At 72.3% G+C, this 17018-nt stretch carries 16 protein-coding genes; 5 read left to right on the top strand and 11 right to left on the bottom strand.

Annotated elements, in window-relative coordinates; genetic code table 11:
* Positions 1 to 176: 176 nt before the first annotated feature.
* From AB0F72_RS32260 to AB0F72_RS32240, 5 genes are read right to left on the bottom strand one after another with little or no spacing between them, the layout of a single operon-like run.
* A complete protein-coding gene (locus AB0F72_RS32260) occupies positions 177 to 1496 on the bottom strand; it encodes a DUF58 domain-containing protein (RefSeq protein ID WP_360439251.1) in 1320 nt (439 codons plus the stop codon).
* On the bottom strand, positions 1496 to 2458 hold the full coding sequence (locus AB0F72_RS32255) for a MoxR family ATPase (RefSeq protein ID WP_360439248.1): 963 nt from the start codon (positions 2456 to 2458) through the stop codon (positions 1496 to 1498). The genes AB0F72_RS32260 and AB0F72_RS32255 overlap by 1 nt, the downstream gene beginning before the upstream one ends.
* Positions 2455 to 3774 (bottom strand): DUF4350 domain-containing protein, encoded by a 1320-nt coding sequence (locus AB0F72_RS32250; protein WP_360439245.1) that lies wholly within the window; start codon positions 3772 to 3774, stop codon positions 2455 to 2457. Before AB0F72_RS32250 ends, AB0F72_RS32255 begins: the two co-directional genes overlap by 4 nt.
* Positions 3771 to 4349: a DUF4129 domain-containing protein gene (locus AB0F72_RS32245; RefSeq protein ID WP_360439242.1), complete on the bottom strand. Its 579-nt coding sequence runs from the start codon at positions 4347 to 4349 to the stop codon at positions 3771 to 3773. Before AB0F72_RS32245 ends, AB0F72_RS32250 begins: the two co-directional genes overlap by 4 nt.
* Positions 4346 to 5158 carry a hypothetical protein gene (locus AB0F72_RS32240; RefSeq protein ID WP_360439239.1) on the bottom strand — a complete coding sequence of 271 codons (813 nt, stop codon included), beginning with the start codon at positions 5156 to 5158 and terminating at the stop codon, positions 4346 to 4348. The genes AB0F72_RS32245 and AB0F72_RS32240 overlap by 4 nt, the downstream gene beginning before the upstream one ends.
* A 44-nt stretch (positions 5159 to 5202) precedes the next feature.
* Here AB0F72_RS32240 and AB0F72_RS32235 point away from each other — a divergent pair, with 44 nt between their 5' ends.
* The gene (locus tag AB0F72_RS32235; RefSeq protein ID WP_360439236.1) at positions 5203 to 5643 is read left to right on the top strand and encodes a response regulator; all 441 of its coding nucleotides are present in this window, start codon (positions 5203 to 5205) and stop codon (positions 5641 to 5643) included.
* Positions 5644 to 5665: 22 nt separating this feature from the next.
* Here the strand turns inward: AB0F72_RS32235 and AB0F72_RS32230 are convergent, their stop codons facing one another.
* Positions 5666 to 6559, bottom strand: coding sequence for an alpha/beta hydrolase (locus tag AB0F72_RS32230; RefSeq protein WP_360439233.1), 894 nt, complete (start codon positions 6557 to 6559; stop codon positions 5666 to 5668).
* A 135-nt stretch (positions 6560 to 6694) separates the two neighbouring features.
* On the opposite strand from AB0F72_RS32230, the gene AB0F72_RS32225 reads away from it, so the two are divergent.
* Positions 6695 to 6901, top strand: a complete 207-nt coding sequence (locus AB0F72_RS32225) for a hypothetical protein (RefSeq protein ID WP_360439230.1) — start codon at positions 6695 to 6697, stop codon at positions 6899 to 6901.
* 1341 nt (positions 6902 to 8242) lie between these two features.
* The gene (locus tag AB0F72_RS32220; protein WP_360439227.1) at positions 8243 to 8755 is read left to right on the top strand and encodes a hypothetical protein; all 513 of its coding nucleotides are present in this window, start codon (positions 8243 to 8245) and stop codon (positions 8753 to 8755) included.
* Positions 8756 to 8842: 87 nt separating this feature from the next.
* Here the strand turns inward: AB0F72_RS32220 and AB0F72_RS32215 are convergent, their stop codons facing one another.
* Together AB0F72_RS32215 and AB0F72_RS32210 are read right to left on the bottom strand one after the other, a co-directional pair.
* Positions 8843 to 9376, bottom strand: a complete 534-nt coding sequence (locus tag AB0F72_RS32215) for a GNAT family N-acetyltransferase (RefSeq protein WP_360439224.1) — start codon at positions 9374 to 9376, stop codon at positions 8843 to 8845.
* Between the two features lie 68 nt (positions 9377 to 9444).
* Entirely contained in the window at positions 9445 to 9810 is a 366-nt protein-coding gene (locus AB0F72_RS32210; RefSeq protein ID WP_360439221.1) for a hypothetical protein, read from the bottom strand.
* Between the two features lie 200 nt (positions 9811 to 10010).
* Between AB0F72_RS32210 and AB0F72_RS32205 the strand changes: the two genes are divergently transcribed.
* Positions 10011 to 11750: a P-loop NTPase fold protein gene (locus AB0F72_RS32205; RefSeq protein WP_360439218.1), complete on the top strand. Its 1740-nt coding sequence runs from the start codon at positions 10011 to 10013 to the stop codon at positions 11748 to 11750.
* 152 nt (positions 11751 to 11902) lie between these two features.
* On the opposite strand, the gene AB0F72_RS32200 is transcribed toward AB0F72_RS32205, so the two are convergent.
* Positions 11903 to 12781 carry a helix-turn-helix transcriptional regulator gene (locus AB0F72_RS32200; RefSeq protein WP_360439215.1) on the bottom strand — a complete coding sequence of 293 codons (879 nt, stop codon included), beginning with the start codon at positions 12779 to 12781 and terminating at the stop codon, positions 11903 to 11905.
* Between the two features lie 102 nt (positions 12782 to 12883).
* Between AB0F72_RS32200 and AB0F72_RS32195 the strand changes: the two genes are divergently transcribed.
* Positions 12884 to 13717: an NAD(P)H-binding protein gene (locus tag AB0F72_RS32195; RefSeq protein WP_360439212.1), complete on the top strand. Its 834-nt coding sequence runs from the start codon at positions 12884 to 12886 to the stop codon at positions 13715 to 13717.
* A gap of 34 nt (positions 13718 to 13751) precedes the next feature.
* Here AB0F72_RS32195 and AB0F72_RS32190 read toward each other — a convergent pair whose 3' ends face one another.
* Both AB0F72_RS32190 and AB0F72_RS32185 read right to left on the bottom strand, forming a co-directional pair.
* Positions 13752 to 14564 carry a substrate-binding domain-containing protein gene (locus tag AB0F72_RS32190; protein WP_360439209.1) on the bottom strand — a complete coding sequence of 271 codons (813 nt, stop codon included), beginning with the start codon at positions 14562 to 14564 and terminating at the stop codon, positions 13752 to 13754.
* A 1-nt stretch (position 14565) separates the two neighbouring features.
* Positions 14566 to 16986, bottom strand: coding sequence for a glycoside hydrolase family 2 TIM barrel-domain containing protein (locus AB0F72_RS32185; protein WP_360439206.1), 2421 nt, complete (start codon positions 16984 to 16986; stop codon positions 14566 to 14568).
* Positions 16987 to 17018 lie beyond the last annotated feature (32 nt).

The raw sequence follows: 17018 nt of genomic DNA, 5'->3' as shown, positions 1-17018 counted from the left end.
TGAAGGCGCACGTTGCCGTTGCGTGCGACTTCACCCACGTCAGGGCAGAGATGAAGTCGCACAATGCTGTTCTGTGCGGTTTCATCTGAGCTGCCGCGATGAGGGCCCACGGTGAGCCGCCACCCCGCCCGGACAAACGCCTGAGCCGCCACGCCCGCCGCCACCCCACGCCGGCGCTACAGGCGGCCGGTGGCCTTGAGCAGCAGGTACACGTCGGCGACCTGGCCGGCGAACGGGCCCGCGTCCGCGTCCACCACGATCGCCCCGTGCCGGCTGAGCACGTCCCGCACCCGATCCCGCTCGCTCAGCACCCGCTGCGCCGCCGCGGCCGTGTGCACGTCGGCCGCCGACGCGGACGGCTCCAGCTCCGCCAGCCGGGTGACGGCCGGGTCCCGTACCCCCGCGATCAGCACCTGATGCCGGGCCGCGAGGCGCGGGAGCAGCGGCAGCAGGCCCTCCACGATCGGCGCCGGTTCCAGAGCCGTAAAGATCACCACGAGCGACCGTTTCTGATCGCGCCGCAGCAGGGACGTGGCGAGCGCTGTCCAGTCCGTCTCCACCGGCGACGGGACCAGGGACGCCATCGCGTCGATCAGCCGTTCCAGCTTCGACGCGGACGCGCCCGAACCGGCCACCCGGGCCCGCACCACACCGTCCAGGGCGATCAGATCCACCCGGTCCTCGGCCCGGACGGCGAGCACCGACAGCAGCAGCGCCGCGTCGACGGCCGCGTCCAGGCGTGGTGCGTTCCCCACCCGGGCAGCCGACGTGCGACCGGTATCGATCACGCACACCACGCGCCTGTCGCGTTCCGGCCGCCACGTCCGGACCATCACGTCGTTGTGGCGCGCGCTGGCCCGCCAGTCGATCGAGCGGACGTCGTCGCCGATCACGTACTCGCGCAGCGCGTCGAACTCGGTGCCGTGCCCGCGCCCCCGGGTCACCGACGAGCCCTCGATCACGCGCATCCGCGCCAGCTTCTCCGGCAGGATCCGGCGGGACGGGAAGTGCGGCAGCACCCGCAGCACCCACGGCGGCGAGATCGCGGCGTTCCACCGCCGGCTTCGTTGCCGGTACGCGACACCGAACGGCCCGAGAGACCGGAGGGTGACGCGTACCGCCGGCCGGTCGCCGTACCGTACCGGATTGAGTTTGACGGTCAGCGCCTCGTGCGCGCCGCGCGGCAGCCACACGTCGTGCCGGGCCGGCCACGCCCCGGCCGACGGCACCCAGCTGTCGCGCAGGTGCAGGCGCAGCGGGCGGCGGCCGGTGTTCGTGACGGTGAGGGTGACGGTCGCGGTGCCGCCGAGCCACACGGTCCGGTCGCCGGCGCGGGACAGCCGTACCGCGGTCAGCGGCCCGGCCACCGCGACGTCGATCGCCGCGACCGCGGCAGCGAACCCGAGAACGATCAGCAGACCGGTCCACGGCGACGGCAGCAGCGCGGGCAGCGGCAGCCCCGCGAGCAGGATCAGCGCGAATCGGCGGGTGACCATCAGCGCGGGGCGGGCACGGCGGCGAGCACCCCGGCGAGCACCGCCGGCACCGTCGCGCCGTCGAGCTCGGCGTCGGCGCGCAGCCGCACCCGGTGCCGCAGGGCGGCGATCGCGTACGCCTTCACGTCGTCCGGCACCACGTAGTCGCGGCCGGACAGCCACGCGTACGCCTTGGCGATCGCGAGCAGGGCCGTCGCGCCGCGCGGTGACGCGCCGAGTTCCAGGGCCGGGGTCTGCCGGGTGGCCCGGCAGAGGTCGACGATGTACGCGAGGACCGGCTCGGCGACGGCCACCCGCTGCACCGCGGCGCGCCCGGCGGCCAGGTCGGCGGGCCCGGCGACCGGGGTGATCCCGGCGGCTTTCAGGTCACGCGGGTCGAACCCGTGGTGGTGGGCGCGCAGCACGTTGAGCTCGTCGTCGCGCTCGGGCAGCGGGACCGAGAGTTTGAGCAGGAACCGGTCGAGTTGCGCTTCGGGCAGCGGGTACGTGCCCTCGTACTCGATCGGGTTCTGGGTGGCCGCGACAAGGAACGGCTGCGGCAGCGGCCGGGGCGTGCCGTCGACGCTGACCTGGCGTTCCTCCATCGCCTCGAGCAGCGCCGCCTGGGTCTTCGGCGGCGTCCGGTTGATCTCGTCGGCGAGCAGCAGGTTGGTGAAGACCGGTCCGGGCCGGAAGTTGAACGCGGAGCTGCGCGCGTCGTAGACCAGCGAGCCGGTCACGTCGCCGGGCATCAGGTCGGGAGTGAACTGCACCCGCTTGGTGTCCAGGTTGAGCGCGGCGGCGACGGCCCGGACCAGCAGGGTCTTGGCCACTCCGGGTACGCCTTCGAGCAGCACATGCCCGCCGCAGAGCAGCGCCACCATGACCCCGCCGACGACCGCGTCCTGCCCGACGACGGCCTTGCCGACCTCGGCGCGCAGACGGCTCAGCGCGTGGCGGGCCTGTTCGGATTCGGCGGTCACGACGGTTCTCCTCCGGCGGTGCGATGGTCGATGACGGAACGGTTCTCGGTGATGGGACGGCGCGTGACGTCACGCACCAGGTCCTGCACGGCCCGCGCGGCCGCCACCAGATCCGCGTCGGTCTCCGGCGAGTCGCCGCCGAGCACACTACGGACGTGGTCCGGCGCGAGCCCGGCCTGCCCGGCGATCTCGGTGACGCTCGCGTCGCGCGGCAGCCCGAGGTGCTCGGCGAGCCGCCGCCGCGCCGCCGCGCGCAGCACGTCGAGGGACGGTCCGCGGGCGCGGGCCCGCTGGTAGAGCCGGGCGTGGCCGAGCATCGTCTCGTGGGCGGGCACCCGCGACGGCAGCGGTTCGGCGACCGGGGCGCCGAGCCGGCGGGCGGCGGCCGCGGCCAGGGCGAGCAGGGCCAGGGCGGCGAGCACCAGGGTGGCCCAGAACCCGGCCGGGAACGCGTCGGTGAGCGGTGGCCGCGCGGCCTGCCGGCCACCGGCGTCCGGCGGCGCGGCGGGGGTGCCGGTCCCGGCGTCCGGCGGCGGGGCGGGCAGCGACTGCTCCTCGGACGGCAGCTCGAACGGTGACGGCGAGGTGGACTCGGACGGCTCGGGTTCGGCGACCCGGTTCTCCCGTTCGTGCAGGTCCAGCCAGACGACCCGGTCGCCGCCGAGCACCGCGGTCGCGAACGCCTGGTTGGCGTGCTCGCCGATCCGGTCGTTGCGGAACGGGTCGGCGGCCCCGACCAGGATCACCGTGACCGCCCCGTCCTCGTAGGCGACCAGGCCGCCGCCGTAGCAGACCGTGCCGTCCGGTGTCGCGTACTTCTGGCGCAGCACGGCGGCCGGGCCCGGCAGCAGCGGGAGCGCGCAGTCCTTCTCCACGGCCTTGGCGGCCCACCGGGCGCCGGCGTGACCGATCGGCCAGCCGGTCCGCTCCAGGTCCCGCAGCTCCGCGCCGGCCACCACGATCCGGGTGTCCGGCGGCAGACCGGTGGAATTGCTGAGGGTCTGCAGGTCGACGAAGGACGGCGCCGGCACGAACAGCGTGACGCCGGGCTTCTCCCGTACCCGGTCGAGGGCCTCCTCGGTGCCGGTCACCGGCACCACCTCGGTGCCTGCGGCGCGCAGCGCGGCGGCCAGCCGGTCACTGCCGGTGCCGCCGCTCGCGCCGGGATCGAGGTACCCGGGATCGCCCGGATCCGGCTGCTCCAGCGCGTGCACGAGCAGCGTGCCGAGGACCAGGACGAGCAGGGTGGCGAACGGCAGCACGACCCGCATCCGCCGATGGGTGCGCGGGTTCAGGCCGCTCAGCCACCGCCTCACCGCGGGCCTCCGGCGTCGCCGCGGACCTCGTCGGTGAGGCGGCGCATCCGCTCGTCGTGTTCGGCGCGGGCCGGGCGGTGGCCGTACCAGACCTCGGAGAAGAGCTCGGTGGCCGCGTCCATGGCGGGCGCGACGCCGGGGCGGGCGCCGGCGGCGGCGCCGGCGAGCTCGGCGGCGGTGCTGCCGGGCTGCGGGGAGACCACGCCGGCCCGGGTCAGGTCGGCGACGGTGTCGCGCAGGCGCTGGCGGATGGCCTCGGCGTAACGGCCCTCGGCCGCCAGCCGGTCGGCATCCGGCCCGATGGGTGACGCGTGGTCCCGTACCCGGGTGGGCCGAAGAATTTGATCTTGATTGCCGGCCTCGCGCGCCGCGGGACGCCGGCGGGTCCGGCGGCGCGGCAGGCGCAGGTCGATCCGGGGCATCCGCAGGCGTGGCCAGCGACGCGGGACCCAGGCCGGGAAGGAGTACCAGAGGACGGCGCCGACCAGGGTGATCAGGAACAGTCCGAGCAGGACCAGGCGGGCCGGCACCACGTCGAAGACGGCGGCGATCCACTCGTCGTAGGCGCGGGTCATGCCGCGTCCACCAGCGCCACCGATCCGTCGCCGCCACGGGCGCGTTCCCGGCCGATCTCGATGTCCAGGCCCTCGCTGCGGATCCGCGTCTCCACCAGCATCGCGGCGTCCAGGCAGGCGAGCGCCGGATAGGCGACGGTGTTCGCGAGTCCCCAGGCGATCGGCACCACCCAGGCCACCACGTCGTCGCTGACCGCCCAGCCGATCTGCGAGGCGACCGCGACCCAGCCGGTCCCGAGCGCGAACCGGACCAGGAACCAGGTGCCGTAGCCGAGCAGCCGGATCAGGGCCGGTCGCAGGCCGTCCCGGGTGGCGAGCCGGGCGGACCGGCCGAACGGGTGGCGGGTGCGGGCGAGCGTCAGCGCCGGGGTGGCCATCCCGATCAGTCCGTAGACGATCAGCCAGGGGACGAACCCGCAGTAGGCGGCGAGCGCGGCGGTGACGCCGGAGATCACGGCGGTGGCCGCGACCGCCCACGGCCGGGTCCACCAGCGCGCCCGGGTGCCGATCAGCGCGGACCCGGCCGCCACGCCGGCGTAACCGCCGAGCAGCGCGATGATCGCCGCCTCCATGCCGAACCCGGCCGCGACGACCACCCACCACCCGCCCAGGTCACCGAGCTCCGGCAGGAACGCCGGCGGGCTCAGCCCGGCCCGCTGCCGCATCCCGGCCAGGACCAGCTGCTCCACGGCGACCAGCGGCGCGGCGGCGGCCAGCAACGGCCAGGCGCGCTGGCGCAGCAGGGCGGCGCCCGCGTCGAGGAGTTCCCCGGCGGTCATCGGCCGCATCGGCAGAACTTCGGGCGCCATGGCGGGCAATCCTAGGTGATCACCCTGCAGTATTGTTGGCGGCTATGTCGGGGCTCTCGCGGTTACAGCACGTCCTGGTGGTCGACGACGATCCGGCGGACACCATGATGATCGAGGAAGCGCTGCTCGGCGTGTCCGCTCCGCCCGTCGTGCACTCGGTCGAGGACGGCCGGGAAGCGCTGGACTACCTGCGGCAGCACGGCCGGTACGCCGACATGCCCCGCCCCGACCTGGTGCTGCTCGACCTCAACATGCCCCGGATGAGCGGCCACGAGGTGCTCAACGAGATCAAGGCCGACGACGACCTGAAAAGCATCCCGATCGTCGTGCTGACCACGTCGACGGCCGCGCCGGACATCACCGCGAGTTACGCGAGTCATGCGAACGCGTACGTCTCCAAGCCGATGGACCTGGAGTCGTTCGAGGCCGCGGTGCGCCAGATCAACAACTTCTACAGCGAGATCGCGATCCTGCCCGCCCCGTGACCGCCGCGCGGCCCGGCGGTCGTCAGTCGCGCCCGGTCTCGCACGTGGTCAGGAACGCCTCGATCCGGTCGGCGACCAGGTCCGGCGAGTGCACCGGCAGGTCGTGCGACGCGCCCGGCACGATCTGCACCCGCGCCGCCGGCATGACCCGCCTCAGTCGCTCCGCGACCTCGGCCGACCGGTACAGCGCGCTGCGTTCCCCCAGCAGCACCAGACTGGGTACGGTCACCGCGCCCAGTTCCGCGTCGGAGATCGGCGGCGGAGCGGGCAACCGGCGCCGGAACGACATGGTCAGCGGCAGCAGCGGCATCATCTCCTCGTCCCGTAGCGTGGCGTTGCGGACCACCCCGGCGAGCCGGCGGCGGACCGGTCGCGGGCTGACCCCGGCGAGCCCGCCGCCGAACAGCCACACCCAGAACCGCAGCCCGATCGCCCCGAACCCGCCCGGATCGAGCAGGCTGAGGCTGGCGGCCCGGCCGGGGAACTCCAGCTCGTACCGCAGGGCGGCCCACCCGCCGTAGGACATGCCGACCAGGTGGGCGCCGTCCAGCCCGAGGCCGTCGAGCGTCTCGTCCAGGCAGATCGCGACGTCACGCCCGGTGGCCAGGGCGCGGGTCTGCCGGGCCGCGCCGGGCTCGCCGAGCGGGTCGAGCGCGATCACCGGGCGCCGCCGGCCGAGGCGCTCGGCGTAGTGGTACCAGGTCACCGCGTTGCCACCGGCGCCCGGCAGCAGCACGACCGGAGTGCCGGTGGCGGCGCCGCTGCGGTAGGCGACGGCCTCCCCGAAGCTGGTCGTGACCGGGATCGGCGCGGCCCCGCCGGGCAGCAGGCGGGCGAGCGCTGCCCGGTACGCCGTGTCGAACCGCTCCCGGGCCCGGTCGCTGGTGAAAGCGCTGATCCCCGTCGCAGTTTTCATGGTGCAAACGTATCATTTAAATACGTGACTGCGGCGTCGCAAGCCGCTATCAAGACCCTGACGAATCGTTGATCGTCAATTAAAGGTTTCTCCCTAGCGTCATCGGCAGGCGTCAACCCAGCCCTGGAGGAACCCATGCGAACCACCGTGACCCGCGCCGCCGCCGTCCTGGCCGGCACGCGCGTGGCCGGGGCGGCCGCGCTCTACCTGGCCGCGCACCCGGGCGCCGCGGTGACCACTGTCAACTCCGCGATCGTGAACGCCGCGACGACGGGGGTGGTGACCAACCCGGGCAGTGGCTCGCCGAACCGGCTGCTCTACACCGCGACGCTGTCCAGCTGACCGCGCTGTCCAGCTGACCGGTTGTCGGCCGCCTGCCCTGCTGAGGGCGGGCGGCCGGTCGGTGTGAGCACTGTGATCCAGCCGGACCAGCCGGACCAGCCGGACCAGCCGGCGCTCAGCGCTGGTGTGAGGGCTGCTGGCAGCACTGTCCCTGCTGGCTAGTTAAGAAAACTCCGCTACCAGCAGATATTCGGCCTTCACGGCTGTCGCGAGGTGGCATCCCCCGATCTTGGAACGCGCCGTCCCGGCCGTAGCCCAGGCATGTGATCAAGCCCGGATAACCGCTCTGGCCTACGGCTGGCGTCGCCCGGCCGTAGCCCAGGCATGTGATCAAGCTCGGATGGCCGCTCTGGCCTACGGCTGGCGTCGCCGAGCCGTAGCTCAGACATGTGATCAAGCTCGGATGGCCGCTCTGGCCTACGCTCCGCCGGCCCAAGGGACGGCTTGGCGACTGGTCAGCGGCGGCCGCACCCACGTTTCCGCAGGCAGAGTGTTCCTCAATTTGACCAGCAGGGTCAGCACTGGGAACCAGCTCACCCCGCCCGGCGGGCTCCCAGTGCTGACCCCGTTCGGCTGAACCCGCCACCCGGTAGTGCGCCGATGCGGCCGTGTGTCACGGCCGGTTGCCGGTGACCGCGGAGCGCTGTGGGGTCTGCGTCAATCTGCGGGGCCTGGGCCGTCCGCGGGTTTCCGAAAAGCGCGACGTTGACCCCGGATGTCGGCACGCTGGGTGACAACGGTTCGCGCTGACGGGCGGCCCGGCCCCGGTCGTCGGCTGGCCCCCGCAGCGGCGATGACCCCACCTCGGGAACGTTGCCGCGCCCGGGAGCACTGACGACCGGTCCGACCAGCCGGACCAGCCGGTCGGGAGTGCTGTCCTCGACTGGCGTGGATCGTGGAAAGGCGTGGCCCGGCTGCCGCTCAGTGCTACCCCGGCCAGCCGGCGAGAACACTGACAGCAAGCCGGGCACGACGAGCTGGTCACCAGTGCTGCCGAAGGCCTCTTCCGAGAACACTGAGCGCCAGCCCGCCCGCATCGCTCCACGGTCGACAACCGGGCGGCGCCACCTCACGTCCCTACCCGGCGACGGCTCCCTCGATCAGCCAGCAAGGTCAGCGCTGCCACCCGTCCGTCTTGTGAACGCTGAGCGCCAGCCCGCATCGACATTTCCACGATCCACAGCACTGAGGCCGCTGGCGTCCCGGCAAACGCGGACCCGCAAACGCGGACCGCAAAGGCCGACCGCAAACGCTGACCGCAGACGCCGACCGCACGTGCCGGCTGCCGGTCCGCGAGCGCGGGGATACCCGGACACCCCGTGGGTGCGGCATCCTGGCCGGATGACACGTGCGGGACTACTGCGCCACGCGTTCGCCGTGCTGGTCTTCCTGCTGATGATCGGGTCGGGAGTGGACCTGCTGCTGCACCGCGCGCCCGGCATGGGCGTGCCGTTCGTGATCGCCGGCGTGGCCGGGGCGGCCGGGTCGGCCGCCACGATGCTGGGCCGTCCGCGCGCCGCCCGGTTCGGCATGCTGGCCGGCGCGGCCGCGGCCACCGGCGCCGGCTGGGCGCTCGCGCCGGACGGGTGGGAGCGCGGGTTCGTGACAGGCGTGGGAGCGGTGCTCGGCGGCTTGCTGGCGATCTTCGCCGTGCTGTCCACCCCGCAGCCGCCCGCCGGTCGACCCCGGAGACCGACCGGCGGGTCGCCCCACGGGCCGACCGGCAGTCAACCTCACGGGCCGACCGGCGATCCACCCCACGAGCCGCCCGGCAGTCCACCCCACGAGCCGCCCGGCAGTCCACCCCACGAGCCGCCCGGCGGGTCGCCCCACGAGCCGACCAGGTCCGGATGACGGGTCCCGGAGAGCGGCGGCAACCACCGGCGCAGGATCGGAGAAGCCGGACTCACGGGAGCCGGGCTTCCCTCCGTACCCCCGCAATCAGGGTTTGAGCTCGCGCAGGATCTCCGTGCCCGACCCGCCGGGGGTTGTCGGGTCGACCGCGAGGCGTTCGGCCTCGAGGAAGCCGGCCTTCTCGGCGACGCGGCCGGAGGCGGTGTTCTCGGCGTCGTGGCGGATCACCACGCGCTCGATGCCCGGCAGGGTCAGCGCCACCCGGGTCAGCACGCGCACCGCGGCGGTCATGTGGCCGCGGCCGGCCCACGGGGTACGGATCCAGTAGCCGATCTCCAGCGCGCCCGGGCCGACCCGGGTCATCAGGCCGATCGCGCCGATCAGGTCGCCGACCGCGGTGAAGACGGCGTAGTTGAACTCGGTGCCCGCAGCCCAGCTCTCCACCGAGCGGTCGATGAAGAACTGCGAGGCGGCGAGGTCGTAACCGTCGGTGGCCCACGGCATCCACGGTTTGAGCTCGGGCAGCGACTCCTGGACCGCGGCGGTGGCCTCGGGCGCCCACTCCGGCTCCCAGCGTTTCAGGACGAGGTCACCGGCGTTGATCATTTCGGGTGGTTCCATGCCGGGTAGCTTGCAACCGGCGCGGAATCCGCGCAAACCGTTTCAGCGGCCCCTGCTGACGGCGGCGGTCACGGCTCGTTGTCGAGCCTCTTCACCAGGGCGGCGACCAGGGCGGCCCGCTCGGCCTTGGTGACGTTGGTGCCCCGGATCTCGTAGTCGCCGATCTTGACGAAGAAGTCGTTCGGCTGGCGGCTCACCCAGGACGCCACGATGTCCATCAGCGACTGCACGACGATCGGGGTGAGGGTCACCACGAGCGCGCCGACGGCCAGGGCCTCGCCCGGTTTCGCGCCGTCCGGAACCGAGCCGCCGACGGGAACCACCCGGTCCACCCCGGTCTCGCGGATCTCGGCCAGCAACGTCCGGGTGCGGCGGTCGATCTCCTCCGCGCCCGCACCGGATCCGTGCACCTGAAGAGTCAACTCGCCCGCCATGGCCGCACCTTACTCCCCCGGATCGATCTCCCGGCCGGTTCTCTGCTGTCCGGGCCGGCCCGATTAAGACCGCGGCATCGTCCGGGAGAGCCTGGAGAACGGCCGGACGGCGGTGGCCGGCGCCCGCTGCGACCGGGAGACTGGGCGGGCGACACCGGTCCACTGAGCACCTACCCGGCTTGCGACGACTTGGAGAGCGTATGCGCGTCAGCCTCATCCCGGACCAGGCCATCGGCGAGTCGGCGGCGCGGGCCGACGGCCTGGGGTTCCGGGCCTACTCCCGGGTGCTGGCCGCCGCGGCTTCGCAGACCCGGGGACCGTTCACGATCGGGGTGTTCGGCGAGTGGGGCATGGGCAAGACCAGCCTGATGCGCCTGATCCAGGGCGAGCTGGACAGCGACCCCGAGATCGTCACGGTCTGGTTCAACGCGTGGCGGTACGAGAAGGAGGAGCATCCGATCGTCCCGCTCGTCGGCACCATCGTGCACGAGCTGGAGAACCGGCCGGGGCTGCTGCAGAAACTCGGGGACGGCGGCAAGTCCCTGGTCCGCTCGCTGCGGGCGATCGCCTACGGGTTCTCGTCGAAGGCGAAGCTGAAGGTGCCCGGTTTCGCGGAGATCGAGGCGTCGTTCGTGGCCAAGGACATGATCGAACGTGACGATCGGCTGCGGCTGGACCCGCTGCTGGACCGCAGCCTGTACTACGGGGCGTTCCAGAGCCTGGAGGCGGTCCGGATCGCCGACCAGGTCCGGGTGGTGATCCTCATCGACGACCTGGACCGGTGTTTCCCGGACCAGGCGATCCGGCTGCTGGAGAGCATCAAGCTGGTGCTCTCCCAGCCGGAGTTCGTCTTCGTGCTCGGCGTGTCCCGCCGGGTGATCGAGGGCTACCTCAGTCACCGGTACACCTCGGAGTACGGGATCAGCGACTTCAAGGGCGCCCTCTACCTCGACAAGATCGTGCAGTTGCCGTTCCACATCCCCCGGTCCAGCGGCCGGATGGCCGACTTCTGCCGGGACCTGCTCGCCGGCCAGCCGGCCGAGATGGCCGACGAGATGGCCGGCCTGATGCCGATCGTGGCCGAGGCCCTGGACGCGAACCCGCGCGCCGTGGTCCGGTACGTCAACAACATCCTCATCGACGTGGCGATCAACTCGGAGCTGGCGGCGGAGAGCGACCTGGAGGCCGTCCCGGTCCGGTACTTCGCCGTCTCCCGGGCGCTGGAGCACCGCTGGCCGGACGTGTTCGCCCGGCTGTCCCGGTCGGACGAGCTGGCGGCCGGGGTCGCGACGTGGGAGCCGTCGTCGCTGGCGGCCCGGGCCGCGGGCATCGACGACGAGGCGCAGATCGCCACCGCGCTGGTGACCGACAGCCAGCTGGTGGAGATCCTGTTCAGCGGTCCGGGGCGGGACTGGCTCACCGACGCGGGCCTGCGCACCGCGAGTGTCAGTTTCTTGAAACAACGGCGATTCTCCGCGTACGACTACAGTGCGGCCCGGTCCGGCTATGACACGTTAGTGCTGGCGCCGGCGACCCTCAAGATGGAGGCGCTGCGGCTCGCCCAGGGGCTGTCCGGGAACGACTTGAAGATCTTCCTGGACTACTACGACAGCGCGGCGGCGGAGTGGCGCAAGCCGCCCACCATCCCGCCGGGCGTCGGCGTGTGCGTGCTGGTCGGGCCGGAGGAACTGTCCCCCGCCGGGGTGACCGGGGTGACCGAGCTGATCGGCGGGCGGCCCAACGCCGCGCTGGTCCGGGTCGGCGGCAGCCCCTCGGCGGCCTGGCCGGCGGAATGGGCGACGTTCACCCGCTTCCAGCCCGACGACGTCCTGTCCCCGGAGTGGCATCCGCGGCTCGCCGAGGCGCTGCGCCCCTACGAGCCGGAACTGATCGTGCAGAAAACGCCGGAGGGCTTCCGGATGGCGATCGACGTGGTCTAGGAGCCCGAGGCTCGACGCGAGCGACGAGGACAGCTTCCGTGCGCGTCGGCCAGCTTGATGAGGGTGGGGGCCAGGGCGTCACCGCGCGTTCCAGTAGGCCGCCGATGCCGTAGCCGAGCAACCCGCCGTAACGTTCAGCTTCCTGGCCTTCGCTACACGTCAGCTTGGCTGTGCCCGTGGTGCCGGGCCTCCGGAGCCAGATCCTGGGAGCCGATGACGCTCAGCAGTTGGAGCTGACTCACGGCCTCCGAGCCGGGCCTCGGGGTGAGGATGACCAGGCGCTGATCCTGGCGCGGAGTGCCGAGCACCTCGCAGTCCAGTTCGATGGTGCCGACCGAGGGATGGACGATGCGTTTGCGGTCCGAGCGGCGTACGGCCACGTCGTGTTGCTGCCAGAGCGTTGCGAACTCGTCGCTGCTGTTCCGCAGAGCGCGGATCATTTTTGCGGCTTCGGGGTCACCCGGGCGCAGGGCGATGGCGGCCCGGACGTCGGCGACCATGATGCGGGCCTGCTCCTGCTGATCCTCGGCGGGGTATTGGGCGCGGGCGGCGGGGTCGGTGAAGAAGCGGTAGATGTGACTGCGTGCCATGCCCCGGAACGCCGAGATCTGATCGCCGAGCAGGGCGACTGACAGACGGTTCTGCGCGAGCGTGATCCCCAGGTCGGAGCCGATCTGAGCGGGTATGGCGGTGAGAGCATCCAGCAGGCGCAGCAGGCCGGGGCTGACATGTTCGTCGACGCCGAGAACCGGCGGTGCGTGGTGCCCGGCCAGCCGGTACAGGTGGTCGCGCTCGTCCGTGGTGAGGCGCAACGCGCGGGACAGGGCGCTGAGCATCTGCGGTGAGGGCTGGGGTCCGCGTGCCTGTTCGAGGCGGATGTAGTAGTCCGGGGACATGCCGGCGAGGTCGGCGACCTCGTGACGGCGCAGCCCCGGTGTGCGCCGGCGGGCGCCCGCGTGCAGGCCGACGTCGGCGGGCTGAAGGTGCTCACGGCGCGTCCGGAGGAAACCGGCCAGCTCCTTTTGTTGCATCTGACCAGCCTGCCTGATGGCCGCCGGGCGAGACAGGGATCGGTGATACCTGTCTCACGGAGTCTCTCCCGCCGATGACCGGGCGGGCTCAGGCTCAAGCCCATGAAGATTCTTGTCACCGGCGCGACCGGTACCGTCGGCGGTCACATCGTCCGTAAGCTCCGAGGCCACGAGGTCGTCGCTCTCGTCCGCGATCCGTCGGCCGCAATGCCCGCTGGTGTCACAGCGATCGCCGGCAACTTGACCGACCGCGACGACGTGAACCGCGCGCTGGAAGGTGTCGACCGGGCGTTTCTGATCCTGGCCGACGACAGCGGGGCGGTCTTCGCGGAGGCCGCCGCCGAGGCCGGCCTGCAGTTGGTCGTCATGCTGTCCTCGTTCACCGTGGACACGCCGCTGCGGTCCGGAGCGGCCAACGTCGTCGCCGCACATCACCGGGCCGGGGAACAGGCACTGACGGAGGCGGGGGTGCCGTCCGCCTTTCTGCGGGCCGGAGGGTTCGACTACAACATCGTGCCGTGGGTGGCGGCGGCACGCGACGACGTCGTACGCCTGCCGTACCCGGACATGCGATCACCGTTCGTGGATCCCGCAGACATCGCGGCGTCGGCGGTCGCGCTGCTGAGCGCCGCCGAGCCGATGCCCGGTGCGTACTCGATCACCGGCCCGGAGGCCGGGTCACTGCGGGAGCAGGTCGCCGAGATCAACAGGGCCTTCGGCCGCTCGTACGTCGTGCAGGAGCTCGGCGAGAAGGAGACCGGGATCGGCTTCCTGGACGAGATGCCGGACCCCGTACGCACGTCGTTCCTCGAGGTCTTCGAGGGCGCGGGGCAGGTGACACCGAGCGACGACGTCCTGCGTCTGACGGGCACACCCGCACGTCCGTTCAGCGCTTGGCTCGATGAGAACCGCGGAGCTTTCGCCATGCATCAGTGATGCTTTCGGCGGTCTCACCAGTCTCAAGGGCGGTCTAGGTGGTGGCCCGGTGCCTGATCTGGAACGCCGGGCCGGCGTGGTCGCGGGGCTCGGCTCCGGCCAGCAGCTCGGCCACCGCCCGGCCGAGGATGCGGCCGTGGTCGTGGACGTCGGTGCTCAGCGCGGAGAGCGGCGGTGACGCCAGCTCGCAGAGCGGGGAGTCGTCGCCGGCCAGCAGGCTGACGCCGGTGACGCCGGTGCGGGACAGCTCCTGGGCGGCGGCGACCGCCATCACGTCGTTGTCGAAGATGACGGCGGTCGGCGGCGGGTCGGCGGCGAGCAGGGTGCGGATGCCACGGACGCCCGACTCGGCGCCGTAGTCACCTTCGGTCTCGATCACCCGTACCCCGGGATGGTCGTGCTCGGCCGCCGACAGGGCGGCGGAGCGCTCGGCGGTGTGCAGCAGGGTTCGCGGGCCGGTGACCCGGCCGATCGTGCGGTGACCGCGAGCGATCAGGGCCTCGACGGCCGCCGTCATGGCTGCCGCGTCGTCGGTGAGCACCCTCGGGAAGCCGGGGTGCTCGCCGCGGCCGGCCAGCACGGCGGGCAGGCCGAGCGCGGCGAGACGCCCCGGGCGGACGTCGCCGTGGACCAGGTTGACGACGATCACCGCCGCGACGGTGTGGCCGGCCGCCCAGCGGCGGTAGGCCGCCAGTTCCGCCTCCAGGTCGGGCGTGACAAGCAGCAGCACCGTCACGCCGCGCGGGGCGAGGATCTCCTCGATGCCGTCGATCAACTCCAGGAAGAACGGCTCGACGCCGACCCGGGCGGCGCTGCCGGTCAGGACCAGGCCGACCAGCCCGCCCATCTCAGCCGGCCAGGCTGTTCGCCGAGCGCAGCGCCGCGAGGAAAGCCGAGTCGTCGACAGTGGCGGTGGTCGTGACCGAGAAGGTATGGCTCTCGCCGGGCAGCAGATCGATCAGCATGTCGTCCACTGTCGCGTCGGGCGCCACCCGGTCCGCCAGAAGACCACAGTCCCGCAGGTACGCGGTCGCGGTGACGGTCACCTGATATCCGGTGTCGACGCGCCGCACGGCCACCGTCGGCGGCGCGGGGTCGTAGGCGAGGTCGTAGTCCTCGGCGAACAGGTGGGTGGCGCGCAGGCCGCCGGCGTCGGCGACGAGGACCTCGCGGGCCGGGTCGCCGACCGTCAGTTCCCCGATCGGCGTCAGACTCACCCCGTAGGCGGCGACGTCGAGATCGACCGTACGCTCGCCGGCGATTTTTCCGTCGAATGCGATCTGCCGGATCGATGCGGTCGTCGCCCACGGCTCAGCGGTGTCGTTGATCGCGGCCAGCATCAACCCACCCTCCCGGGTCACGAACCCGAGCGCCCGTGGCGCATACGCCGACCGCGCCGCGTACCACGCCGGCTTGAGCCGCTCCGCGCCGTCGACCACGGCCCACGACGTCACCGGCCAGCAGTCGTTGAGCTGCCACAGGATGCTGCCCATGGTGCGCGGCGCGTGCGAGCGCAGGTGCAGCACCGCGTGCCGGGTGGCCCGCGCCTGGTTCAGCTGGGTGGCCCAGTGCCAGTCGGCGAAGTCGGACGGCACCCGCATGTGCCGCGCCAGGCCCCGGTTCAGTTTGCCGTTGCCGTCCTCCGCCTTCTGGTGCAGCAGGAACGCCGGTGAATCCGGGCGCAGGTCGCCCGGCGCGAGGGTCTCGGTCAGCGTGGACCACGCCGGCGGCGCCTGCCAGCCGAACTCGGAGCAGAACCGGGGCACGAAACGGTCGTGGAACGTGTAGTCCTCGCGGTTCCAGGCCTCCCACTCGTGGCGGGTGCCGTACCGGTCGTCGTTGGGGTGTGCGTCCTGGCCGGGGCTGGACGGGCTGCCCGGATGGTACGGGCGGGTCGGGTCCAGTTCGGCCAGCAGCGCCGGGAAGTCCTCGTAGTAGTAGCGGGCGCCCCAGGTCAGGCCGTTCAGGGCGTCCTTCCAGCCCCAGTCCTCGTACCCCCAGATGTTCTCGTTCCCGCCGTTCCAGAGGATCAGCGACGGGTGCGCGGCGAGACGTGTCACGTTCTCCCGGGCCTCGGCGAGGATCTCGGAGCGGATCGGCTCCTCCTCGGCGTAGCCCGCGCAGGCCAGCGGGAAGTCCTGCCAGACCAGAATGCCGCGGGCGTCGCAGACGTCGTAGAAGTCGTCGCTCTCCCAGATGCCGCCGCCCCAGACCCGCAACAGGTTCGCGTTGGCGGCGGCGGCGCGGTCCACCGCGCGCTCCAACCGGGTACGGGTGATCCGGGTCAGCAGATGATCCTCCGGAATCCAGTTGAACCCGCGGACGAAGATCGGCTGATCGTTGACGACCAGGGTGAACGCGGTGCCGTGCTCGTCGGGTGACTCGTCCAGGCGCACGTCACGGAACCCGACCTGGGAGTCGTGGCGGTCCAGGGTGTCGCCCTGGTGCAGCAGTCTCACCGTCACCGGGACGAGCGTCTGCTCGCCGTAGCCGGCCGGCCACCAGACCGGCGCGTCCGGCACGTCGATCTCGACGGTGGCGCTGGCCGGTCCGGTGGCCGGCAGCGGATGGCGGCGGCGGATCCCCTCGCCGACCAGCACCTCCAGGGACAACGACTGCGCGGCCGGGCGGTCCACCTCGACGGCCACGGTCAGATGCGTGCGGGTGGCCAGGGGACGGACCGCGGCGAGCCGGGCGACACTCCAGCGTTCCAGCCGGACCGGCTTCCAGATCCCGGCGGTCTGCAGGTCGGGACCCCAGTCCCAGCCGAACGAGCAGGCCATCTTGCGGACCGCGTTGAACGGATGAGGGTACGGCCGGGGCCGCTCGCCGATCTCCTGCTGCACCTTTTCGGCGTGGTCGAGAGCGGGTTCGAACCGTACCGTCAGGGTCTGATCCTCTCCGGTCAGCAGGCCGCTCACGTCGAATCGGTAGCCCCGGTGCATGTTCGCGGTCCGGCCGAGCTCCACGCCGTCCAGTTCGATCGACGCCACCGTGTCCAGGCCGTCGAAGACCAGGTCGACCCGCTCCCCCGGCGCGGCGGGCGCGGCGCGCAGGACCGTGTCGTACCGCCAGGAGGACCGATGGAACCAGGCGAGCGCCGCCTCGTTCTCGCCCACGTAGGGGTCCGGGATCAGGCCGGCCGCCAGCAGGTCGGTGTGCACGGTGCCCGGCACGGCGGCCGGGACGGTGACGTCGGCAATCTCCGGTGGGACCGGGCCGCCGGTCGCTCGGACGGTCCACCCGCTGTGCAGCTCGGTCTTGCGCATGACCAATATTCTTAAGCTGCTGAACTAAGCCC

Source organism: Actinoplanes sp. NPDC023936 (assembly GCF_040639325.1).
GTDB lineage: Bacteria > Actinomycetota > Actinomycetes > Mycobacteriales > Micromonosporaceae > Actinoplanes.
Note: the sequence above shows the minus strand (reverse complement) of the source record. Positions and strands in the feature narration are given on the sequence as shown.